The organism is Pseudomonas sichuanensis (assembly GCF_024749065.1).
GTDB lineage: Bacteria > Pseudomonadota > Gammaproteobacteria > Pseudomonadales > Pseudomonadaceae > Aquipseudomonas > Aquipseudomonas sichuanensis.
The window spans coordinates 5,475,963-5,497,425 of the sequence record NZ_CP087185.1 but is presented as its reverse complement, the minus strand read 5'-3'; the positions used below and the strand labels follow the sequence as shown (position 1 = coordinate 5,497,425).

Here is a 21,463-nt window from a genome sequence, read left to right as displayed (position 1 = left end):
CAAAGCCTTCTTCATGGCGACGATTTTCAGCGCGGCAGCTTCAGGTTGTTCCAGATCGCCAGGCTCGGTTCGGCCTGGTTCAGGGTGTAGAAGTGCAGGCCCGGTGCGCCGCCTTGCAGCAGTTGTTCGCACATGCGGGTGATCACTTCTTCACCGAAGGCCTGGATGCTGGCGGTGTCGTCGGCATAGGCTTCCAGCTGCTTGCGGATCCAGCGCGGGATCTCGGCGCCGCAGGCGTCGGAGAAGCGCGCCAGCTTGCTGTAGTTGGTGATCGGCATGATGCCGGGCACCACCGGGATGTCCACGCCCAGCTTCTGTACGCGCTCGACAAAGTAGAAGTAGCTGTCGGCGTTGAAGAAGTACTGGGTGATGGCGCTGTCGGCACCGGCCTTGACCTTGTGCACGAAATTGGCCAGATCGTTCTCGAAGTTGCGCGCCTGTGGGTGCATCTCCGGGTATGCGGCCACTTCCAGGTGGAAATGATCGCCGGTTTCCTGGCGGATGAACTCGACCAGGTCGCTGGCGTAACGCAGCTCGCCGCTGGCCATGCCCATGCCCGAAGGCAAGTCGCCACGCAGGGCAACGATGCGCTTGATGCCTGCGGCCTGGTATTCGGCCAGCAACGAACGCAGGTCGTCCTTGCTGTCACCCACGCACGACAGGTGCGGGGCGGCGGGCACCTTCACTTCGCTCTCCAGCTGCAGCACGGTGTTGAGCGTGCGGTCGCGGGTGGAGCCCCCGGCACCGTAGGTGCAGGAGAAGAAGTCCGGGTTATAGCTGGCCAGCTGGCGGGCGACGCCCATCAGCTTTTCGTGGCCGGCATCGGTCTTGGTTGGGAAGAACTCGAAACTGTAGCGGCGTTCTTGTGACATCACTCGTTCCTCAAGCAGCAAGCTTCAAGCGGCAAGCTGCAAGTAAAAGCCAGACCGGTGATGGCCGATCTGGCTTGGGCGTCGTTCAAGATCTTTGATGCGAAAGCTGCAAGCGGCAACGGCACGCTCTGCCTTTGCTTGTCGCTTGCAGCTTCAAGCTTGCCGCTTGCAGCAAGCTTCAAGTGGCAAGCTGCAAGTAAAAGCCAAACCGGTGATGGCCGATCTGGCTTGGGCGTCGTTCAAGATCTTTGATGCGAAAGCTGCAAGCGGCAACGGCACGCTCTGCCTTTGCTTGTCGCTTGCAGCTTCAAGCTTGCCGCTTAGTAGCGGTAGGCGTGCGGCTTGAACGGACCTTCGACGGTCACACCGATGTAGTCAGCTTGCTGCTTGGTCAGTTTAGTGACCACGCCGCCGAAGCCGCGGACCATTTCCAGGGCCACTTCTTCGTCGAGTTTCTTCGGCAGTACTTCGACGGTCAGGCGCTCGGCTTTCTTCTCGGCCGACAGGTCGGCGTACTTCTGCTCGAACAGGAAGATCTGGGCCAGTACCTGGTTGGCGAACGAACCGTCCATGATGCGGCTTGGGTGACCAGTGGCGTTGCCCAGGTTCACCAGGCGGCCTTCGGCCAGCAGGATCAGGTAGTCGTCGTTCTGCGGGTCGAAGTCGCCAGCGCCGGTGCGGTGGATCTTGTGCACCTGCGGCTTGACCTCTTCCCACGCCCAGTTCTTGCGCATGAAGGCGGTGTCGATTTCGTTGTCGAAGTGGCCGATGTTGCACACCACGGCACGCTTCTTCAGGGCCTTGAGCATGTTGGCATCGCAGACGTTGACGTTACCGGTGGTGGTGACGATCAGGTCGATCTTGCCCAGCAGGGCCTTGTCGATGCTCGCTTCGGTGCCGTCGTTGTTACCGTCGATGAACGGCGAAACCAGCTCGAAGCCGTCCATGCAGGCCTGCATGGCGCAGATCGGGTCGACTTCGGAGACCTTGACGATCATGCCTTCCTGACGCAGGGACTGGGCCGAGCCCTTGCCCACGTCACCGTAGCCGATCACCAGGGCTTGCTTGCCCGACAGCAGGTGGTCGGTACCACGCTTGATGGCGTCGTTCAGGCTGTGACGGCAGCCGTACTTGTTGTCGTTCTTGCTCTTGGTGACCGAGTCGTTGACGTTGATCGCCGGGACTTTCAGCTCGCCCTTGGCCAGCATGTCCAGCAGGCGGTGAACGCCGGTGGTGGTTTCTTCGGTCACGCCGTGGACGCGGTCCAGAACGGCTGGGTATTTCTTGTGCAGCAGTTCGGTCAGGTCGCCGCCGTCGTCGAGGATCATGTTGGCGTCCCATGGCTGGCCATCCTTCAGGATGGTCTGCTCCAGGCACCACTCGTACTCTTCTTCGGTTTCACCTTTCCAGGCGAATACCGGGATACCGGCGGCAGCGATCGAAGCGGCGGCCTGGTCTTGAGTCGAGAAGATGTTGCAGGACGACCAGCGCACTTCGGCACCCAGGGCAACCAGGGTTTCGATCAGCACGGCGGTCTGGATGGTCATGTGGATGCAGCCCAGGATCTTCGCACCCTTGAGCGGTTGCTCGGCCAGGTACTTGCGACGCAGGCCCATCAGAGCAGGCATTTCCGACTCGGCGATGATGGTTTCGCGACGGCCCCAGGCAGCCAGGGAGATGTCGGCGACTTTGAAATCGGCAAAGCCGGCAGGCGTGTTTACAGCGCTCATGAAGAGCCTCCATTCGTAGTGTGCGAATGGGCGCCGTTGTGCGTTGAGCGTCCGCTTGGCGGACAACGCCCCAACCGAGCCTGACAGGACGAACCTGCTGCAGCGCCCCTCGGTCGGGTGGCGGGATGGCCACCGCTGCGGGGGGCCATTTTGATCGGCAGCGATTATAGCCGTGCGTGTGTGACACACCCAAGACTTTCTGTCGATTAATCGCGACGATAGTCGATGGTAAATGGAGCGTGACTCGCCGGTCTGCCATCATTACCGCACGTCTAACTGGCAGGTCAGGAGTCACGATGAACTTTCACACCCGCAAATGGGTAAAACCCGAAGACCTCAATCCCAACGGCACGCTGTTCGGCGGCAGCCTGCTGCGCTGGATCGACGAGGAAGCGGCGATCTACGCCATCGTCCAGCTGGGTAACCAGCGTGTGGTGACCAAGTACATTTCCGAAATCAACTTTGTCAGCGCCTCGCGCCAGGGCGACATCATCGAACTGGGCATCACCGCCACCGAGTTTGGCCGCACCTCCATCACCCTCAAGTGCGAAGTGCGCAACAAGATCAGCCGCAAGGCGATCCTGACCGTGGACAAGATGGTCTTCGTCAACCTGGGTGAAGATGGCTTGCCGGCACCGCACGGGCGCACCGAGATCAAGTACATCCAGGACCAGTTCCCGGACAGCGCCGTAGAGTAAGGTTTGCGTTGGCCTCTTCGCGGGTAAACCCGCTCCCACAGGCTCTCACAACACCTGTGGGAGCGGGTTTACCCGCGAAGAGGCCAACACGATGTGTCAGGCTTGCTGGCTCACGCCCTTCACCACCTTGCCGACCGTCAGGCCTTGAATCAGGATCGACGACAACACCACGATGTAGGTGATCGACAGCAGCAGGTCGCGCTCTTCACCCATTGGCAACGACAGCGCCAACGCCACCGAAACGCCTCCGCGCAATCCACCCCAGGTCAGCACTCGAATGGTGCCCTGCGGCACCGTGCGCCAGCGGCGCAGCAGCACGATCGCCGGCGCCACGGTCAGCAGGCGCGAGGCCAGTACCGCCACGGCCAGCACGCCACCTGCCGCCAGGTGCAGCCAGTTGAACGGCAGCAGCAACAGCTCCAGGCCGATCAGGGCGAACAGCAGGGCGTTGAGCATGTCGTCGATCAATTCCCAGAATCCGTCCATGTAACGGCGGGTCATGTCGTTCATCGCCAGGTTGCGCCCCAGGTTGCCGATGATCAGGCCGGCCACCACCATGGCGATCGGCGCCGAGACGTGCAGTTCGTAGCACATCGCCGAGCCGCCGATCACCAGCGCCAGGGTCAGCATGACCTCGACCTGGTACTGCTCGACGCTCTTGATCATGCGGTAGGTGGCATAGCCGATCAGGCCACCGAAGACCACGCCGCCAATTGCTTCACGGGCGAACAGCAGGGCCGTGTCGGCAACGCTCGGCGTCTCGCCCAGCTGGATGATGCCCAACAGCACGGTGAACACCACCACCGCGGTGCCGTCGTTGAACAGCGATTCGCCGACGATGGTGGTCTTCAGCGGTTTCGACGCGTTGGCGGTACGCAATGCGCCGAGTACGGCGATCGGGTCGGTCGGCGAGATCAGCGCACCGAACAGCAGGCAGTAGATCAGTGGCACGTTCCAGCCGAACAGGCCGAACACCCAGTGCGCCAGGTAGCCGATCACCACGGTGGCGATCAGCACGCCGACGGTGGCCAGCAGGCCGATCGGCCAGCGGTAGCTGCGCAGGTCGGCAAGGTTGACGTGCAGGGCGCCGGCAAACAGCAGGAACGCCAGCATCCAGTGCATCAGCAGGTCGTTGAAGTCGATCTGGTTCATCAGCCCTTCGACGCGTTCTTCAAGGCCGGGGAAGCCGATCAGGCTCAGGCCCTGGAGCATCAGGGAGAACAGCAGCGCCGTGACCATCACGCCGATGGCGGGTGGCAGGCCGATGAAGCGGTAGTTCACATAGGTGAGGAGGGTGGTGAGGCAGATAAACGCGGCAACTAATTCAAGCATCCTGAATCCTGTGACAGTGGCTTCCAAGTCGTTACCCGAATGGCTCGGGCAGTTCTTGGATGATCTGGCACGGCGCTCGGGACACACCTTATGACCTGAATTGTCGGGATGGTTCCGATCATCGCGGGTCAAGCCCGCTCCCACGCAGTCATCGTGGGAGCGGGCTTGACCCGCGATGAGGCAAACGCTTTACCAGGCTATATAGTGATCGCCAGATAAAACAGACAAGGATCTCAAGGCGTGCTGGCAACCTCCCTCGTTCTGATCGCAGCCCTGCTGCACGCCACCTGGAACACCCTCATCAAATTCAGCGGCGAGCGCCTGCTGGTGATCGCCAGCATGGACCTGGTGGCACTGGTGTTCGCGCTGCTGGCCGTGGCCTTCGTCGACTTTCCGCCGGGCGAGATCTGGCCTTGGTTGCTGGCTTCGGCGCTGGCCGAGCAGCTGTATCGCGTGCTGCTGATCAAGGCCTACCGGGTCGGTGACCTGGGCCTGGTCTACCCTCTGATGCGCGGGCTGTCGCCGCTGGTGGTGCTGGGGCTGACCCTGGCGTTCGCCGGTGAGTCGCTCAGCCAGCAGCAGATCATCGGCATCCTGCTGATCCCCTGTGGCATGGCCTGCCTGCTGTGGCAGGGCGGCGGCGGCGACCGGTTGCCCTGGTCGATGCTGCCGGTGGTGGCGCTGATCGGCCTGTGCATTGGCTGCTACACCTGGTTCGACGGCCAGGCGGTGCGCCTGTGGGGCAAACCGTTGGATTACCTGGTATGGCTGACCCTGCTCAGCGCCTGGCCTTTTCCGTTACTGGCCGGCGTTGCCCGGCGTGCACCCTTCATGCTGTTCTGGCGCACCCAGTGGCGCCTGGGCCTGGCGGTGGGGGTGTGCGTGCTGTTGAGCTATGCCCTGGTGCTGTGGGCCATGCACCTGGGGTCGGTGGCCGAGGCGGCGGCGTTGCGCGAGCTCAGCGTGATCCTTGTGGTGCTGCTGGGCATGCGCTACCTCAAAGAACCTTTTGGCGGGCCGAGACTCCTAGCTTGCGGGCTGGTGCTGGCGGGCATGCTGGTGATGAAGCTCTGACCGATCATTTTTGAACAAGGAGTCCTGTCCATGACCGTAGCCCTGTGGTGCATCCTGATTGCCCTGGTCCTGCCGCCGCTCTGCGCGTTGATCGCGAAAGTGAGCAGCGGGCGCTTCGGCTTGCGTGACAACCATGATCCGCGCGCCTTCCTCGACACGCTGTCGGGGCTGCCGCGACGGGCCCATGCCGCTCAGCAGAACGGCTATGAGGCATTCCCGGCGTTCGCTGCGGCGGTGCTGGTGGCGGATATCGTCGGCAACGCCGAGCAGGTGACCCAGGACGTGCTGGGCGTGATGTATATCACCAGCCGGTTGCTCTACATCATCTGCTATCTGGCCGATTGGGCGGCGCTGCGCTCGATCGTGTGGTTCGCCGGGCTGGCCTTGATCGTGGCGTTTTTTGTCGTGTCGGTCTGAGACCGAGTGACCTTCTTCGCGGGTCAAGCCCGCTCCCACAATGATCGGCAATCCCTGTGGGAGCGGGCTTGACCCGCGATGTGGCCCTCAAGGCACCTTCGGCACCTCGGGCAGCGCTACACCCTTGGGCCACAACATCCAGATCTGCCCCTGCTGCTTCATGTTGCCCGCCAGCTCGCCGGCTTCGGGCCCAGTGCCCCAGAACAGGTCCGCACGCACTTCGCCGGTGATGGCGCCGCCGGTGTCCTGTGCGCCTACCGGGCGTACCACCGGGCTGCCGTCAGGGCGGGTGGTGGACAGCCACAACAGGCTGCCCAGCGGGATCACCTTGCGGTCGATGGCCACGCTGTAGCCTGCGGTCAGGGGTACGTTGAGCGAGCCGCGCGGGCCTTCGTTGCTGTCCGGGCGGGTGCTGAAGAACACGTAGCTGGGGTTGCTCGCCAGCAGCTCAGGTACCCGTTGCGGGTTGGCCTGGGCCCAGCTGTGGATGCTGCCCATGGTCACCTCTTCTTTTTTCAGCTGACCCTGTTCCACCAGCCAGCGGCCGATCGGCCGGTACGGGTGGCCGTTCTGGTCGGCGTAGCCCAGGCGCAGCTGGCGTCCGTCGTCCAGTTGCACCCGGCCGGAGCCCTGGATCTGCAGGAACTGCAGGTCCATCGGGTCGGTCAGCCAGGCCAGAACCGGCGCCTTGGCGCCGTCGCGGTTGATGACCTGGGCGGTGTCGTAGGGCTTGAGCACGCGGCCTTCGAGGCGCCCGCGCAGGCGCTTGCCCTTGAGCTCGGGGTACACGCTGGCCAGGTCCACCACGATCATGTCCTCAGGCACGCCATACACCGGCACCTGGGCCGCATCGGTGCGTTGCAGGCTGCCCGGGTAGACCGGCTCGTAGTAGCCGGTAATCAGGCCGTTGGCGTTGTTTTCGGCCGAGCGCAGGCCATACACCTGCAGGTTCTGTTCGAGGAAGGTGCGCACCTGCTCGGCGCTGGCCGTCGCCGTGCCGGCCGCTTCACAGGTAGGGGCCCACACTGGGTCACGCTTGAGTTTCTCGCAGCCGTTGCGCCAGGCGTTGAAGCCGGCCAGCAGGTCTTCGTCGCTGACTGCGGGCAGGTCTTTCCAGGTGGCCGGGGCGTAGGTGGCGATGGCGTGGGGTTCGGGCTTGGCGTTTTCGCCGCCGTTGCAGCCGGCCAGCAGGGCCAGGGCCGGAAGCGCCCAGGCAAGGTGGCGCAATGCAGATGTCATGAGCGTGGTCCTGTGCGGGGTGAACATGAATATTCGCCCTTGTTTTCTGTGTGGCTATTGGTCTTTGGCCGATGGGCGGCGATACTGGCGCCCCGTTGTTCCCGGCCGAAGAGACCATGATGTTCAAGCGATTGTCCGTAGTACTGCTGGCTGCCCTGGCCCTGACCGCCTGTGACCAGGTCGACCCCAACTCGCCACTGGGCCAGCGCAAGGCGATCTTCAAGGCGATGCTCAAGACCAGCGAGGACCTGGGCGGCATGCTGCGCGGCCGGCTGCCGTTCGACGGGGCGAAGTTCGCCGATGGCGCGGTGAAGCTCGATGGCCTTGCCCACCAGCCCTGGCAGCACTTTCCACAGGTGCGCGACGAGGGCGAAAGCAGTGCCCGGGCGGATGTCTGGGAGCGTCAGGCGCGTTTTCACGATCTGGCCCGGCAACTGGAAGGGGTCACAGGCGAGCTGGTGGAGGTGACTCGCCGCCAGCCGTTGGAGGCCGCGCAGCTCAAAGGGCCGATGGACAAGGTCGAGGCGGCGTGCAAGGCCTGTCATACCGAGTTTCGTAATCATTGAGATGAGCATGGGGCATTGTGGGAGCGGGCTTGCCCCGCGATGGCCTCATCGCGGGGCAAGCCCGCTCCCACAACGCTTCGTGCCTGCATGAGACGGGTCGGCTAGCGCTCCAGCTCGTCCACCGCTTCCTGCAGTTCCTTCTTCGCCTCGGCGAGCTTGTCCTTGCGCTTGTTGATCTTCTCCGCGTCGCCTTTCTTCATGGCTTTGTCCAGGTCTTTAGTGCGCTGGTTCACTTCGTGACGGGCGTCGAGCACCTTCTGCTCGCGCTCCTTGCGCAGGCCGGCATCGGTGCAGTGTTCGGTCACTTCGCCCAGGGCCGTTTCCAGCCCGGCCAGTTGCTCTTTGTTGTCATGGGCGCGGGCTTGTTCGATCTGTTCGCTGATGGCCTGACGCTTGGCCGCGCATCCAGTCAGCGCCGGCTGCTCTTCGGCAGCCATCAGCGGGCTGGCGACGAAACCCAGCAGGGTGGTCAGGGCGAGGGACGAAAGCAGTTTCATCAAGGGCTCCATTCGGGGCAGGGCAGCAGAAAGCGGAATGCTGCCCTGAACAGCGAAATTTAGAAACCCTCGATTGCATGTTGTCGCAGTTGCAGGGCCAGGGCCTGTACCTGCTCATGGTTGAAAAAGCCACGCAATTGCGTGGCCCGACCAGGGCCGATGCCTGGCTCGGCAAGCCATTGCTCAATGTTTCTGGAGGCCAGGGTGGACCAGTCGTGCCCAAGCTTGAGGGCGGCCGGGGCGGGTACGCCGAGAGCGCGTAGCCAGCGTTCGAACGGCTGTTGGCGAGCTTGGGCGAAGGCGTGTTGCAAGTGGTCGGCGCGGGCCTGGGCAATGCCGGGCAGGGTCGCCAGGGTGTGGCGGTCGAGGTCCAGCCAGTCGGCCAGGGTCGTGAGTCGCCCGCTGTCGATCAGCCGCTGCCAGGTGCCGGGCCCCGTGCCAGGCATGTCCAGCCCCTGCTTGCCGCTGAGCCAGGCCAGCCGGGCAAGAAACTGTTGCTGGCAACCCTCGCTGGCCTGCCAGCAGCTCAGGGCGTGGTGCTCTGCCGGGTCTGGCGCGATTACCGGTGTGCGCTGTGGGCTGCGATGCACCACGCTTTCCAGGCGTGGAATGGTCAAGCCCGCCAGGCTCACCGCCACTTGGTCGCCCGGGCGAATGTCCAGTTGCTGCCAGCGCGCCAGCGAGCCCAGGCTGAGCTGGCTGATTTGCCGGTCATCCAGGCGCAGCGGTTCGAGCTGCAGCAGCGGGGTGATGCGCCCGGTGCGGCCGATGCGAAAATGCACCCCGCGTACCTGTGCCAGCGCCTGCCTGAACGGGTACTTCCAGGCGGCGATCCAGTAGGGCGTGCGGGCTTGCCAGCGCTCGGCCGGTGGCCGGCTGTCCTGGCGCAGGATCACGCCATCGGTGGCGAAGGGCAGGGCAGTGCGATACCAGTGCTGGCGCCAGTGTGCGGCCTCCTCAAAGGTGCTGATCGCCACGCTGTGGCGCAGGCTGTCGGCAAACCCCAGCGTTGCGAGCTGCGCCAGGCGTTCGGCCTGGGTGTCCGGGCCGGTCGGCCAGTCCCAGACGAACAGGCCGATACCGGCGCCCTGCGCATCGCTCAGTTGCTTGCGCGCCAGCAACCCGGCAACGGTGCCGCGCGCGTTGGCGCTGCCGGCCTCTGCCTGCACATGGCCTTCGAGGCGCCAGTACAGCTCGCCTTGGAATACCGTGTCCAGCGGCTGTGGCAGCTCGTGCAGGACGCCGTTCAAACGGGGGATGTGCCGGCTCCAGTCATGCCCCTGGGTGCCATCGCCGCGGCTGAGCAGCTGGCTTAACCGGCCCTGGCGAAAGATCAGCGACACGGCCACGCCATCGATCTTGGGTTGTATCCATACGTCTTTCTTGCCCAATAACCAGTTGTGCACAGCCTGCTCGTCGGCCAGCTTGTCGACGCCGATATGCGGCACAGGATGGGGGATCGGACCGCGTGCGCTGGCCAGCGGGTTGTCACTGCCTGGCAGGTTGAAACAGGTTTGCAGGGTCAGTAGTTGCTGGCGGCTCTGGTCATAGAGCTCGTCCGCCACAAGGGCAATGCCCTGGCGGTGATAGTGGTCGTCCCAGTGGGCCAAGGTCTGGCGCAGGTGGGCGACTTCAGTACGGGCGCGCGTTGTGTTCCAGTCGGGGCAGGGCTCGGCATTGGCCGGGGCGAGGTAGGCGTACAGCAGAACAAACAACATCCTGAGCGACATGGCCGGCATCCTTGCGTGGCGAAAGGGAATGCTCAGCCTAGGCGCGGCTGGGCAGCCGCGGCGCGTCGGATTGTCAGGCGGTATTTCATGAAAAAGGCCCCTGCCGATCACTCGGCAGGGGCCTTCCTGTACCGCCGTAGGAGGTTTACAGGCCGGCAGCGGCGCGCAGGGCGCCGGCGCGGTCGGTGCGCTCCCAGGTGAAGGTGGTGAAGGTGTCGTCGCCGACGGTCTTCTGCTGCGGGGTACGGCCGAAGTGACCGTAGGCAGCGGTTTCCTGGTACATCGGGTGCAGCAGGTCGAGCATGGTGGTGATGGCGTACGGGCGCAGGTCGAAGCACTCGCGCACCAGCTGGACGATCTTGTCGTCGGAGATCTTGCCGGTACCGAAGGTGTTCAGCGAGATCGAGGTCGGCTGGGCCACGCCGATGGCGTAGGAGACCTGGATCTCGCAACGCTCGGCCAGGCCTGCGGCGACGATGTTCTTGGCCACATAGCGGCCAGCGTAGGCGGCCGAGCGGTCGACCTTGGACGGGTCCTTGCCGGAGAACGCGCCACCGCCGTGGCGGGCCATGCCGCCGTAGGAGTCGACGATGATCTTGCGGCCGGTCAGGCCGCAGTCGCCCACCGGGCCACCGATGATGAACTGGCCGGTCGGGTTGATGTGGAACTGGGTGCCCTTGTGCAGCAGCTCGGCTGGCAGGGTGTGCTTGACGATCAGCTCCATCACCGCTTCCTGCAGGTCTTTTTGCGACACTTCAGGGTTGTGCTGGGTGGACAGGACCACGGCGTCGATGCCGACGACCTTGCCGTTTTCATAGCGGCAGGTGACCTGCGACTTGGCATCGGGGCGCAGCCACGGCAGCAGGCCGGACTTGCGCGCTTCGGCCTGGCGCTCGACCAGGCGGTGCGAGAAGCAGATCGGTGCTGGCATCAGCACGTCGGTTTCGTTGCTGGCATAGCCGAACATCAGGCCCTGGTCGCCGGCACCCTGGTCTTCCGGCTTGCTGCGGTCAACGCCCTGGGCGATGTCCACCGACTGCTTGCCGATGATGTTCATCACGGCGCAGGTGGCGCCATCGAAGCCGACGTCGGAGCTGTTGTAGCCGATGTCGACGATGACCTTGCGCACGATGTCTTCCAGGTCGACCCAGGCCGAAGTGGTGACTTCGCCGGCGATGATGGCGACACCGGTCTTGACCAGGGTTTCACACGCAACGCGGGCGAACTTGTCCTGGGTGATGATGGCATCCAGCACTGCGTCGGAGATCTGGTCGGCGATCTTGTCCGGATGCCCTTCGGACACGGACTCGGAAGTGAAAAGGGAGTATTCGCTCATCTCGAGGGGTTCCTAAAATGTACCGATGTGTGTGTCGCCAGCGGCCCGCTGGAAATGCCGGACCTGGATCTGGAAACCGTTACGCAAGCCAACGTAGAGGCTGTCCCCGTGGGTCAGCCCCGCCGCATTGGCCCAACGGGCCAGGTCATCCTGCTCGAAACCAAGCCAGAGATCGCCGCAGGCATCGCGCGCCCACCCCTGGTCATGGCTGCACAGCTCGGTGACCAGCAGGCTGCCGCCCGCCTTCACCCGTTTGGCCAGCAGGCGCAGGGCCAGGGCCGGGTCGCTGAAATGGTGCAGGACCATGTTCAGCACAACGCAGTCGGCTTCCACATCCGTTGCACCCAGTGCATCGGCCAACTGCAGGTTTACGTTACTCAACCCGTCGCGCTCGCAGACCTGACGGGCCAGGTCGAGCATGGTCGGGCTGTTGTCCATGGCCGTGACCTGAGCGAAGCGCTGCGCCAGGTCCGGCAGGAAACCGCCATCGCCGGGGCCGACTTCCAGCGCGCTGGCGGTGGGCGCGAAGCTCAGCTTGTCGAGCAGCGTCAGCAGGCTTTCGCGGTACTGCGGCAGGCCGGCGATCAGGTCTTGCTGGGCGCGAAACTTCTCTTCCACGCGCAGGAAGAAATCCTGGCTGGTGGCAGCACGGCGTTGCTGGACCTGGGCGATGCGGGTCTGCACGTCCTGCGCCAGGGCCAGTTCATCGACCTCGTCGAGCAGGGCGGCATGCAGGCGCCCGCCGGGCAGCGCGCGGCGGTAGAAGATCGCGTTGCCTTCGCGGCGGGTCGCCACCAGCTCGGCCTGGGCCAGCACCTTGAGGTGGTGGCTCATGCCGGATTGGCCGATGTCGAAGATCTGCGCCAGTTCCAGCACGCCGAACGAGTCGTTGGCCAGCGCGCGCAGCACGTTCAGGCGCAGCGGATCGCCGCTGGCCTTGCACAAGGCGGCCAGCGTGTCGCTGCGTTGAACGGGAATGGGCGCATGAAGATTCATGGGGCGCGAGTCTAGACAGGCGATGCTGTCGTCGCAATAGCAATATCAAAAAGTTTTGATATTGGCTGATGGGCGGAGAGAGGTGTGGGCTTGTTCGCGGGTAAACCCGCTCCCACAGGCCAGCGCGTTACCTGTGGGAGCGGGTTTACCCGCGAAGAAGTCCACACGGTTCCCGCTGTTTTCACCTGAATACCCAGCCAAACACAGGAAAAATGCCCGACTGCGACCATCCGTCATTGCCCCCGGCACCCCCAGTGGGCGAAAATGGCCGCCTTTTTTCGTTTCACTATCTATTCAAGCCCCAGGAGACTCAGCGATGCCCAGCCGTCGTGAACGTGCCAACGCCATTCGTGCCCTCAGCATGGATGCCGTGCAAAAGGCCAACAGCGGCCACCCAGGTGCCCCCATGGGCATGGCGGATATCGCCGAAGTGCTTTGGCGCGACTACCTGAAGCACAACCCGAGCAACCCGAACTTCGCCGACCGTGACCGCTTCGTGCTGTCCAACGGCCACGGCTCGATGCTCATCTATTCGCTGCTGCACCTGACCGGCTACGACGTCACCATCGACGACCTCAAGGCGTTCCGTCAGCTGCACAGCCGCACCCCGGGCCACCCGGAGTTCGGTTACACCCCTGGCGTTGAAACCACCACCGGCCCGCTGGGCCAGGGCCTGGCCAACGCCGTGGGCTTCGCCCTGGCAGAAAAAGTGCTGGGCGCCCAGTTCAACCGTGAAGGCCACAACATCGTCGACCACAACACCTACGTGTTCCTCGGCGACGGCTGCATGATGGAAGGTATCTCCCACGAAGTCGCCTCGCTGGCCGGCACCCTGGGCCTGAACAAGCTGGTTGCCTTCTATGACGACAACGGCATCTCCATCGACGGCGAAGTGGAAGGCTGGTTCACCGACGATACGCCGAAGCGCTTCGAGTCCTACGGCTGGCTGGTGATCCGCAATGTCGACGGCCATGACGCCGACGAAATCCGCACCGCGATCGATACCGCACGCAAGAGCGACCGTCCGACCCTGATCTGCTGCAAGACCATCATCGGCTTCGGCTCGCCGAACAAGCAGGGCAAGGAAGACTGCCACGGCGCACCGCTGGGCAACGACGAAATCGCCCTGGCCCGCAAGGAACTGAACTGGAACCACGGCCCGTTCGAAATCCCCGCCGACATCTACGCCGAGTGGGATGCCAAGGCCCAGGGCGCCAAGGTCGAAGCCGAGTGGGACCAGCGCTTCGCTGCCTACGCTGGCGCCTTCCCTGAACTGGCCAGCGAGCTCAAGCGTCGCCTGAGCGGTGAGCTGCCGGCGGACTTCGCCGAGAAAGCGGCGGCCTACATTGCCGAAGTCGCGGCCAAGGGCGAAACCATCGCCAGCCGTAAAGCCAGCCAGAACACCCTCAATGCGTTCGGCCCGCTGCTGCCAGAGTTCCTCGGTGGTTCGGCTGACCTGGCCGGCTCCAACCTGACCCTGTGGAAGGGTTGCAAGGGCGTCAGCGCTGAAGATGCCAGCGGCAACTACATGTATTACGGCGTGCGCGAATTCGGCATGACCGCGATCATGAACGGCGTTGCCCTGCACGGCGGCCTGGTCCCTTACGGCGCCACCTTCCTGATGTTCATGGAGTACGCCCGCAACGCCGTGCGCATGTCGGCACTGATGAAGCAGCGGGTGATCCACGTCTACACCCACGACTCCATCGGCCTGGGCGAAGACGGTCCGACTCACCAGCCGATCGAGCAGCTGACCAGCCTGCGCAGCACGCCGAACCTGGACACCTGGCGCCCTGCCGACGCGGTCGAATCCGCGGTGTCCTGGAAGTGCGCCCTGGAGCGCAAGGACGGCCCGTCGGCGCTGATCTTCTCGCGCCAGAACCTGCAGCACCAGAACCGCGACGCCCAGCAGATCGCCGACATCGCCCGTGGCGGTTACGTGCTCAAGGACTGCGCCGGCGAGCCTGAGCTGATCCTGATCGCCACCGGTTCCGAAGTGGGCCTGGCTGTTCAGGCGTTCGACAAGCTGAGCGAGCAGGGCCGCAAGGTCCGCGTGGTGTCGATGCCGAGCACCAGCGTGTTCGACGCCCAGGACGCTGCCTACAAACAGTCGGTACTGCCGCTGCAAGTGGGCGCGCGTATCGCCATCGAAGCTGCCCACGCGGACTTCTGGTACAAGTACGTCGGCCTCGAAGGCCGCGTCATCGGCATGACCACCTACGGTGAGTCGGCGCCGGCTGCCGCGCTGTTCGAAGAATTCGGCTTCACCCTGGACAACATCCTGGGTACCGCTGAAGAGCTGCTGGAAGACTGATGTATCCGGGAGGCCGTGTGCCTCCCACCTGATCGCGGGGCAAGCCCGCTCCCACAAGGCATCCCGGTGCCTTGTGGGAGCGGGCTTGCCCCGCGATGGTCGTTCAACGCACTTGCCACGTGAGTATCGAATGCCCCACCCGCGTCCCTACAAAGTTGCACTCAACGGTTACGGCCGCATCGGCCGCTGTGTCCTGCGCGCACTGTTCGAGCGTGGGGCGAAGGCCGGTTTCGAGATCGTTGCACTGAACGACCTGGCCGACCAGGCCAGCCTGGAATACCTGACTCGCTTCGACTCCACCCACGGGCGTTTCCCCGGTGAGGTGAAGGTCGATGGCGACTGTCTGCATATCAATGGCGACTGCGTGAAAGTGCTGCGCAGTGCCACCCCCGAAGGCATCGACTGGGGCGCCCTGGGCATCGACCTGGTGCTCGAGTGCACCGGCGCCTACAACACCCGCGCCGACGGCCAGCGCTTCCTCGATGCCGGTGCGCCGCGCGTGCTGTTCTCGCAGCCCATGGCCAGCGAGGCCGACGTCGATGCCACGGTGGTCTTTGGGGTGAATCAGGATTGCCTGACCGGCAGTGAGCTGCTGGTGTCGAACGCCTCCTGTACCACCAACTGCGGCGTGCCGCTGCTGCGGGTGCTGGACCAGGCCTTCGGCATCGAGTATGTGCAGATCACCACGATTCACTCGGCGATGAACGACCAGCCGGTGATCGACGCCTATCACCACGAAGACCTGCGCCGCACCCGTTCGGCGTTCCAGTCGGTGATCCCGGTGTCCACCGGGCTTGCGCGCGGCATCGAACGCCTGCTGCCGGAACTTGCCGGGCGAATTCAGGCCAAAGCGGTACGCGTGCCGACCGTCAACGTGTCGTGCCTGGACATCACCCTGCAGACCGCCCGCGACACCAGCGCGGCCGAGGTCAACCGGGTGCTGCGCGAGGCCGCCCTGGATGGCCCGCTCAAAGGCCTGCTGGCCTACACCGAGCTGCCCCACGCCAGCTGTGATTTCAACCATGACCCGCATTCGGCCATCGTCGATGCCAGCCAGACCCGCGTTTCCGGCCCCGCCTGGTGAACCTGCTGGCTTGGTTCGACAACGAATGGGGGTTTGCCAACCGTATGCTCGACGTTGCCGAACACTATCTGCACGTCGTCCACCCCACCCGCAGCAAACAGCCCTGAAGGACTGCATTCATGACCGTGTTGAAGATGACCGACCTCGACCTGCAAGGTAAGCGCGTACTGATCCGCGAAGACCTCAACGTGCCTGTGAAGGACGGTGTGGTTGCCAGCGATGCGCGTATCCTGGCCGCGCTGCCGACCATCAAGCTGGCCCTGGAGAAGGGCGCGGCGGTAATGGTCTGCTCGCACCTGGGCCGCCCGACCGAAGGCGAGTTCTCGGCCGAGAACAGCCTCAAGCCGGTCGCCGACTATCTGAGCAAGGCTCTGGGCCGCGAAGTACCGCTGGTTGCCGACTACCTCGACGGTGTCGAAGTGCAGGCCGGTGACCTGGTGCTGTTCGAAAACGTGCGCTTCAACAAGGGCGAGAAGAAGAACGCCGACGAGCTGGCGCAGCAGTACGCTGCCCTGTGCGATGTGTTCGTGATGGACGCTTTCGGCACTGCTCACCGCGCCGAAGGCTCCACCCACGGCGTCGCCAAGTTCGCCAAGGTCGCCGCTGCCGGCCCGCTGCTGGCCGCCGAGCTGGACGCCCTGGGCAAGGCCCTGAAGGCCCCGGCCAAGCCGATGGCTGCCATCGTCGCCGGCTCCAAGGTGTCGACCAAGCTGGACGTGCTGAACAGCCTGAGCAGCGTGTGCGACCTGCTGATCGTCGGCGGCGGCATCGCCAACACCTTCCTCGCCGCTGCCGGTCATCCGGTGGGCAAGTCGCTGTACGAAGCCGACCTGGTCGACACCGCCAAGGCTATCGCCGCCAAGGTCAATGTGCCGCTGCCGGTCGACGTGGTGGTCGCCAAGGAATTCGCCGAAAGCGCCGAAGCAACCGTCAAGGCGATTGCCGACGTGGCGGCTGACGACATGATCCTCGACATCGGCCCACAGACCGCGGCCAACTTCGCCGAGCTGCTGAAGTCGTCGCAGACCATCCTGTGGAACGGCCCGGTCGGTGTGTTCGAGTTCGACCAGTTCGGCAACGGCACCAAGGTGCTGGCCCAGGCCATCGCCGACAGCGCCGCGTTCTCCATCGCCGGTGGTGGCGACACCCTGGCCGCCATCGACAAATATGGTGTCGGCGCGGATATCTCCTACATTTCTACCGGTGGCGGCGCGTTCCTCGAATTCGTCGAGGGCAAGGTGCTGCCGGCTGTGGCGATTCTCGAAGAGCGGGCCAAGGCCTGAGCACGAAGGCGCCTGGCAAAGGGAGCGACCTGATGGTCAAGCAATTGCCTGTGATGATCGTGGCCTTGCTGCTGGGCGCCTGCGCCAGCGACAAGGGCGCGGACGGCGAGCCGTCGCAGAGCCACAAGGGCGGCTGCTATCAGTCCCAGTGGCAGGCCGAGACGGTACCGGTGATCAACAAGCGCCTGGGCCCGGACGGCCTGGAAAAGTATGACGACGAGCACCAGCGCAAGGCGCCGGGCTGCCCTTGATCGGGCGGCAGGCAACCAAGCCTGGCTTTCGTGGTCTTGGAAGAGGGGCTGCTGCGCAGCCCTTCGCGGGTAATCCAGCTCCCACAGGGCATGCACTGACCTTGTGGGAGCGGGTTTACCCGCGAAGGGCCGCGCAGCGGGCCCATGACGAGGTTTTAGGATGAAAGCGCTTCTGGCCGCACTGGCCCTGGCGACCCTGGCAGGCTGCTCGCTGTTGCAGCCGGCACCCGCCCCGGTGGCGGACAACTGGACCCGTTGGGTCTGCGACAGCCAGGCCGAGGTGCTGTGGCGCTTCGCCGATGTGAAACAGGATGCGGTCGACGTGCGCCTTGGCGGCGGCGACCAGGTCTACCGGCTCAAGTCCGAGCCGGGCGCCTCGGGCGCGCTGTACAGCGATGGCGTGCTGGCCTTCCACACCAAGGGCCAGGAAGGCCTGGTGTACTGGGTGGCGACCAACGATCTGATTGGGCGGGGCTGCAAGGCACCGTGACTGGCCGGGCCGCCACGGTGGCCCACACTACTTGAACAGCAACCGCCCCTGCGGCAGGCTTGCACGAAACAAACGACGCTTGTCGGGAGAGAGATACACCATGGCACTCATTAGCATGCGCCAGATGCTGGACCACGCCGCCGAGTTTGGTTACGGCGTCCCAGCTTTCAACGTCAACAACCTCGAGCAGATGCGCGCCATCATGGAAGCCGCCGACAAGACCGACTCTCCGGTCATCGTCCAGGCTTCCGCCGGTGCCCGCAAATACGCCGGTGCTCCCTTCCTTCGCCACCTGATCCTGGCGGCCATCGAAGAGTTCCCGCACATTCCGGTGTGCATGCACCAGGACCACGGCACCAGCCCTGACGTGTGCCAGCGCTCCATCCAGCTGGGCTTCAGCTCGGTCATGATGGACGGCTCGCTCGGTGAAGACGGCAAGACCCCGACCGATTACGAGTACAACGTCCGTGTTACCCAGCAGACCGTTGCCATGGCCCACGCCTGCGGCGTTTCGGTAGAAGGCGAGCTGGGCTGCCTGGGTTCGCTGGAAACCGGCATGGCCGGTGAAGAAGACGGCATCGGCGCCGAAGGCGTGCTCGATCACAGCCAGATGCTGACCGACCCTGAAGAAGCGGCCGACTTCGTCAAGAAGACCCAGGTCGATGCCCTGGCCATCGCCATCGGCACCAGCCACGGCGCCTACAAGTTCACCAAGCCGCCTACCGGCGACGTGCTGGCGATCGACCGCATCAAGGAAATCCACAAGCGCATCCCCAACACCCACCTGGTGATGCACGGCTCCTCCTCGGTACCGCAAGAGTGGCTGGCGATCATCAACCAGTACGGCGGCGACATCAAAGAGACCTACGGCGTACCGGTCGAAGAAATCGTTGAAGGCATCAAGCACGGCGTGCGCAAGGTCAACATCGACACCGACCTGCGCCTGGCCTCCACCGGCGCCATGCGTCGCCTGATGGCGCAGAACCCGAGCGAGTTCGACCCACGCAAGTTCTTCGGTGAAACCGTCAAGGCCATGCGTGACGTGTGCATCGCCCGCTACGAAGCCTTCGGCACCGCCGGCAATGCCTCGAAGATCAAGCCGATCTCCCTGGAAGGCATGTTCCAGCGTTACCTGAAAGGCGAGCTGGCTGCCAAGGTCAACTGATCCGTTGGTAGTTGCTTGAAGAAACCCGCAGAGATGCGGGTTTTTTTATGCCTGTAACAATCCAGCGACAGATGAGGATTATCCCCACATAACCCGCAGCCATACCGTTAGTCGGCTAACATCAAATTCGATGGCGCTTAGCCATCTACCCGCGTTGCGTCTTCGGTCGCCCTGTCTAGAGTAAAGATCGGATCCAATAGCGGGCCAGGGTCGGTCTTAACATGGGAAGCAGCATGGATGTCGCTCACACACAACCTCCGGACAGCCGGTCGGTGCTACTGGTCGTAGACGACTATCCGGAGAATCTCATCAGCATGCGGGCGTTGCTGGCCCGTCAGGATTGGCAGGTGTTGACCGCCAGTTCGGGGATGGAAGCCCTGAGCGCGCTGCTCGAACACGAAGTCGACCTGGTCTTGCTCGACGTGCAGATGCCCGAGATGGACGGCTTCGAGGTCGCCCGGCTGATGCGCGGCAGCCAGCGCACGCGGCTGACCCCGATTATTTTCCTTACCGCCAACGAGCAGTCCGACGCCGCTGTACTCAAGGGTTATGCCAGTGGCGCGGTGGACTACCTGTTCAAACCCTTCGACCCACAAATCCTCAAACCCAAGGTGCAGGCCCAGCTGGACCAGCAGCGCAACCGCCGCATGCTGCAGCGCCTGACCCGCGAACTGGAGTCGGCACGGGCCTTCAACGCCTCGATCCTGGAAAACGCTGCCGAGGGCATCCTGGTGGTCGACGAGGCGGGCACTATCGGCTTCGCCAACCCCGCCATCTCGCGGCTGCTCAATGCACCAGTGGACACCTTGCAGGGCGCCCACGTGCTGGACTTGATCCAGTTGCCTTGCGCCAGCCTGTGGCGCGAGTCGGACTTCTACCAGGCGTATCTGGGTAGGCAGATCTTCCGCGTGCATGACGCTCAATTGCGCACCGTCTCCGGCCAGCTTGTGCCGGTGGCGCTGTCCTGCGCGCCGTTGCCCGTCGAGCAGCGGGCCATGGTGGTGACGGTGCTGGACATGTCGGTGGTGCGCAGCCTGCATCAACAGCTGGAGTACCAAGCGGTGACTGACCCGTTGACCGGGCTGCTCAACCGTCGTGGCTTCTACCAGGCCGCCGAAGGCGCGTTGCTGCGCAACGAACGCTCGGACAAGGCCCGCGCCCTGATGTACATGGACCTGGACGGTTTCAAGCGGATCAACGACCTGCTTGGTCACGAGGCCGGCGACAAGGTGCTGCGCTGGGTGGGCGAGCAGCTCAAGGATTGCCTGGGTAACGAAGCGCTGCTGGCGCGCATGGGCGGTGATGAGTTCACCGCGCTGTTCGACGGGCTGCCGTACCCGGAGCAGGCCGGGCGCTTTGCCGAGAAACTGCTGGAGCGCCTGTCGGGCCTGCAGGAAGTGGACGGGCTGGAGGTCAGCCTGGGGGTGAGCATCGGCATTGCCACCTACCCCGATTGCGGTTCCAGCGTCGAGGGCTTGCTGCGCGCGGCGGATGCTGCGATGTACGCCGCCAAGCAGGCCGGGCGCCAGCAGTACCGTTTCTATGACCAGGAGCTCAATGGCCGGGCGCGCTCGCGGCTGATGCTCGAAGATAGCGTGCGCGCGGCCATCGAGCAGAACGACTTCAACCTGGTCTATCAACCTCAGGTGGCTTTCGGCGATGGCCATTTGCGCGGCTTCGAAGCCTTGCTGCGTTGGAAGCACCCAAGTGTCGGCGATGTGCCGCCGGGGTTGTTCATCCCCTTGCTGGAAGAAGCGCGACTGATCAATCGCCTGGCCAGCTGGATTTACCGCAAGGGCGCTGCCCAGCGCAAGGAATGGGGGGCGCGCTTCGGGGCCCGGTTGGTACTGAGCATCAGCCTGAGCCGAGCCCAGTTCGCCATGCCGGGCCTTGCCGACGAACTGGCGCGGGTAATCGACGAATATGCCCTGTTGCCTGCCCAGTTGGAGGTCGAGGTGGCCGAGACCTCGCTGATGTACAACATCGACGCGGCGGTGAAGCAGGTGAATCGGCTGCGCGAGATGGGCATCCGCGTGGCGCTGGACGACTTCGGTGCGGGTGACTGCTCGCTGCGCATGCTGCGCGACCTGCCCATCGATACCCTCAAGCTCGACCGTCACCTGGTGGCGCGGCTGCCGGATTCGGCGGCCGACATCGCACTGGTGCGCAGTGTCATCGAACTGTGCGCGGCCTATGGCATCACCGTGATTGCCGAAGGCGTGGAAACGCAGGCGCAGGCGCAATGGCTCAAGGGCGCGGGTTGTGCCTACGTGCAGGGGTTCCTTGTTGCAAGGCCGATGACCGCCGCCGATGCCGGCGACTTCCCGGCGGTATTCCCTTGGGGCGAGTGATTGGTAAACTCGGCGCTCCTTACCCCGATCTGCACCCT

Annotated in this window: 19 protein-coding genes, 1 pseudogene and 1 riboswitch; of the genes and pseudogenes, 12 read left to right on the top strand and 8 right to left on the bottom strand. The window is 64.2% G+C overall.

The annotated features are described in order from the left end of the window. Window positions 1-26: 26 nt before the first annotated feature. On the bottom strand, window positions 27-872 hold the full coding sequence (gene metF, locus LOY51_RS24730; protein ID WP_125465823.1) for a methylenetetrahydrofolate reductase [NAD(P)H]: 846 nt from the start codon (window positions 870-872) through the stop codon (window positions 27-29). A 60-nt stretch (window positions 873-932) separates the two neighbouring features. On the opposite strand from metF, the gene LOY51_RS24725 reads away from it, so the two are divergent. Next, window positions 933-1,124, top strand: coding sequence for a hypothetical protein (locus LOY51_RS24725; protein WP_258643471.1), 192 nt, complete (start codon window positions 933-935; stop codon window positions 1,122-1,124). Between the two features lie 68 nt (window positions 1,125-1,192). On the opposite strand, the gene ahcY is transcribed toward LOY51_RS24725, so the two are convergent. Then, entirely contained in the window at window positions 1,193-2,602 is a 1,410-nt protein-coding gene (gene ahcY, locus LOY51_RS24720; RefSeq protein ID WP_125465822.1) for an adenosylhomocysteinase, read from the bottom strand. Window positions 2,603-2,623: 21 nt separating this feature from the next. After that, a riboswitch (S-adenosyl-L-homocysteine riboswitch) is annotated at window positions 2,624-2,719 on the bottom strand. 179 nt (window positions 2,720-2,898) lie between these two features. On the opposite strand from ahcY, the gene LOY51_RS24715 reads away from it, so the two are divergent. Then, window positions 2,899-3,300: an acyl-CoA thioesterase gene (locus LOY51_RS24715; RefSeq protein WP_016712397.1), complete on the top strand. Its 402-nt coding sequence runs from the start codon at window positions 2,899-2,901 to the stop codon at window positions 3,298-3,300. Window positions 3,301-3,396: 96 nt separating this feature from the next. Here LOY51_RS24715 and LOY51_RS24710 read toward each other — a convergent pair whose 3' ends face one another. After that, the gene (locus LOY51_RS24710; protein ID WP_125465820.1) at window positions 3,397-4,632 is read right to left on the bottom strand and encodes a cation:proton antiporter; all 1,236 of its coding nucleotides are present in this window, start codon (window positions 4,630-4,632) and stop codon (window positions 3,397-3,399) included. A gap of 240 nt (window positions 4,633-4,872) precedes the next feature. Between LOY51_RS24710 and LOY51_RS24705 the strand changes: the two genes are divergently transcribed. Further along, window positions 4,873-5,706, top strand: a complete 834-nt coding sequence (locus tag LOY51_RS24705) for an EamA family transporter (RefSeq protein ID WP_125465819.1) — start codon at window positions 4,873-4,875, stop codon at window positions 5,704-5,706. Window positions 5,707-5,736: 30 nt separating this feature from the next. Next, window positions 5,737-6,123, top strand: coding sequence for an MAPEG family protein (locus LOY51_RS24700; protein WP_125860750.1), 387 nt, complete (start codon window positions 5,737-5,739; stop codon window positions 6,121-6,123). Between the two features lie 87 nt (window positions 6,124-6,210). On the opposite strand, the gene mltA is transcribed toward LOY51_RS24700, so the two are convergent. Beyond that, window positions 6,211-7,362 (bottom strand): murein transglycosylase A, encoded by a 1,152-nt coding sequence (gene mltA, locus LOY51_RS24695; RefSeq protein WP_258643467.1) that lies wholly within the window; start codon window positions 7,360-7,362, stop codon window positions 6,211-6,213. Window positions 7,363-7,481: 119 nt separating this feature from the next. On the opposite strand from mltA, the gene LOY51_RS24690 reads away from it, so the two are divergent. After that, a complete protein-coding gene (locus LOY51_RS24690) occupies window positions 7,482-7,928 on the top strand; it encodes a c-type cytochrome (RefSeq protein ID WP_258646716.1) in 447 nt (148 codons plus the stop codon). A 101-nt stretch (window positions 7,929-8,029) separates the two neighbouring features. Here the strand turns inward: LOY51_RS24690 and LOY51_RS24685 are convergent, their stop codons facing one another. The 4 genes from LOY51_RS24685 to LOY51_RS24670 form a co-directional block, all read right to left on the bottom strand. Further along, window positions 8,030-8,425, bottom strand: coding sequence for a DUF1090 domain-containing protein (locus tag LOY51_RS24685; protein ID WP_125465816.1), 396 nt, complete (start codon window positions 8,423-8,425; stop codon window positions 8,030-8,032). Window positions 8,426-8,484: 59 nt separating this feature from the next. Further along, complete coding sequence (gene ligB / locus LOY51_RS24680; RefSeq protein ID WP_258643465.1) at window positions 8,485-10,155, bottom strand: NAD-dependent DNA ligase LigB; 1,671 nt, start codon at window positions 10,153-10,155, stop codon at window positions 8,485-8,487. 145 nt (window positions 10,156-10,300) lie between these two features. Further along, the gene (metK, locus tag LOY51_RS24675; RefSeq protein ID WP_125860745.1) at window positions 10,301-11,491 is read right to left on the bottom strand and encodes a methionine adenosyltransferase; all 1,191 of its coding nucleotides are present in this window, start codon (window positions 11,489-11,491) and stop codon (window positions 10,301-10,303) included. Window positions 11,492-11,503: 12 nt separating this feature from the next. Then, on the bottom strand, window positions 11,504-12,487 hold the full coding sequence (locus LOY51_RS24670) for an ArsR/SmtB family transcription factor (protein WP_125860743.1): 984 nt from the start codon (window positions 12,485-12,487) through the stop codon (window positions 11,504-11,506). Window positions 12,488-12,803: 316 nt separating this feature from the next. Here LOY51_RS24670 and tkt point away from each other — a divergent pair, with 316 nt between their 5' ends. From tkt to LOY51_RS24635, 7 genes and pseudogenes are all read left to right on the top strand, one after another. Continuing rightward, the gene (gene tkt, locus LOY51_RS24665) at window positions 12,804-14,801 is read left to right on the top strand and encodes a transketolase (RefSeq protein ID WP_125465812.1); all 1,998 of its coding nucleotides are present in this window, start codon (window positions 12,804-12,806) and stop codon (window positions 14,799-14,801) included. A 130-nt stretch (window positions 14,802-14,931) separates the two neighbouring features. Continuing rightward, window positions 14,932-15,992 (top strand): annotated as a pseudogene (epd, locus tag LOY51_RS24660) (erythrose-4-phosphate dehydrogenase). A 12-nt stretch (window positions 15,993-16,004) separates the two neighbouring features. Beyond that, window positions 16,005-17,168 (top strand): phosphoglycerate kinase, encoded by a 1,164-nt coding sequence (locus LOY51_RS24655; RefSeq protein ID WP_125860737.1) that lies wholly within the window; start codon window positions 16,005-16,007, stop codon window positions 17,166-17,168. A gap of 32 nt (window positions 17,169-17,200) precedes the next feature. Beyond that, window positions 17,201-17,419, top strand: coding sequence for a hypothetical protein (locus LOY51_RS24650; RefSeq protein ID WP_110994177.1), 219 nt, complete (start codon window positions 17,201-17,203; stop codon window positions 17,417-17,419). 160 nt (window positions 17,420-17,579) lie between these two features. Then, entirely contained in the window at window positions 17,580-17,909 is a 330-nt protein-coding gene (locus LOY51_RS24645; protein WP_110994178.1) for an MliC family protein, read from the top strand. 100 nt (window positions 17,910-18,009) lie between these two features. After that, window positions 18,010-19,074 carry a class II fructose-bisphosphate aldolase gene (gene fba / locus LOY51_RS24640; protein WP_008093958.1) on the top strand — a complete coding sequence of 355 codons (1,065 nt, stop codon included), beginning with the start codon at window positions 18,010-18,012 and terminating at the stop codon, window positions 19,072-19,074. Between the two features lie 233 nt (window positions 19,075-19,307). Continuing rightward, window positions 19,308-21,425, top strand: coding sequence for a putative bifunctional diguanylate cyclase/phosphodiesterase (locus LOY51_RS24635; protein WP_125860735.1), 2,118 nt, complete (start codon window positions 19,308-19,310; stop codon window positions 21,423-21,425). The last annotated feature ends 38 nt before the right edge of the window (window positions 21,426-21,463 follow it).

Excerpts from the sequence above, each read along its gene's own strand:
- ligB (WP_258643465.1), bottom strand. The coding sequence starts at position 10,155 with ATGTCGCTCAGGATGTTGTTTGTTCTGCTGTACGCCTACCTCGCCCCG.
- LOY51_RS24635 (WP_125860735.1), top strand. The coding sequence starts at position 19,308 with ATGGATGTCGCTCACACACAACCTCCGGACAGCCGGTCGGTGCTACTG.
- LOY51_RS24650 (WP_110994177.1), top strand. The coding sequence starts at position 17,201 with ATGGTCAAGCAATTGCCTGTGATGATCGTGGCCTTGCTGCTGGGCGCC.
- LOY51_RS24715 (WP_016712397.1), top strand. The coding sequence starts at position 2,899 with ATGAACTTTCACACCCGCAAATGGGTAAAACCCGAAGACCTCAATCCC.
- LOY51_RS24700 (WP_125860750.1), top strand. The coding sequence starts at position 5,737 with ATGACCGTAGCCCTGTGGTGCATCCTGATTGCCCTGGTCCTGCCGCCG.
- LOY51_RS24710 (WP_125465820.1), bottom strand. The coding sequence starts at position 4,632 with ATGCTTGAATTAGTTGCCGCGTTTATCTGCCTCACCACCCTCCTCACC.
- fba (WP_008093958.1), top strand. The coding sequence starts at position 18,010 with ATGGCACTCATTAGCATGCGCCAGATGCTGGACCACGCCGCCGAGTTT.
- LOY51_RS24645 (WP_110994178.1), top strand. The coding sequence starts at position 17,580 with ATGAAAGCGCTTCTGGCCGCACTGGCCCTGGCGACCCTGGCAGGCTGC.
- LOY51_RS24685 (WP_125465816.1), bottom strand. The coding sequence starts at position 8,425 with ATGAAACTGCTTTCGTCCCTCGCCCTGACCACCCTGCTGGGTTTCGTC.
- ahcY (WP_125465822.1), bottom strand. The coding sequence starts at position 2,602 with ATGAGCGCTGTAAACACGCCTGCCGGCTTTGCCGATTTCAAAGTCGCC.
- mltA (WP_258643467.1), bottom strand. The coding sequence starts at position 7,362 with ATGACATCTGCATTGCGCCACCTTGCCTGGGCGCTTCCGGCCCTGGCC.
- LOY51_RS24725 (WP_258643471.1), top strand. The coding sequence starts at position 933 with ATGGCCGATCTGGCTTGGGCGTCGTTCAAGATCTTTGATGCGAAAGCT.
- tkt (WP_125465812.1), top strand. The coding sequence starts at position 12,804 with ATGCCCAGCCGTCGTGAACGTGCCAACGCCATTCGTGCCCTCAGCATG.
- LOY51_RS24670 (WP_125860743.1), bottom strand. The coding sequence starts at position 12,487 with ATGAATCTTCATGCGCCCATTCCCGTTCAACGCAGCGACACGCTGGCC.
- metK (WP_125860745.1), bottom strand. The coding sequence starts at position 11,491 with ATGAGCGAATACTCCCTTTTCACTTCCGAGTCCGTGTCCGAAGGGCAT.
- LOY51_RS24690 (WP_258646716.1), top strand. The coding sequence starts at position 7,482 with ATGTTCAAGCGATTGTCCGTAGTACTGCTGGCTGCCCTGGCCCTGACC.
- metF (WP_125465823.1), bottom strand. The coding sequence starts at position 872 with ATGTCACAAGAACGCCGCTACAGTTTCGAGTTCTTCCCAACCAAGACC.
- LOY51_RS24655 (WP_125860737.1), top strand. The coding sequence starts at position 16,005 with ATGACCGTGTTGAAGATGACCGACCTCGACCTGCAAGGTAAGCGCGTA.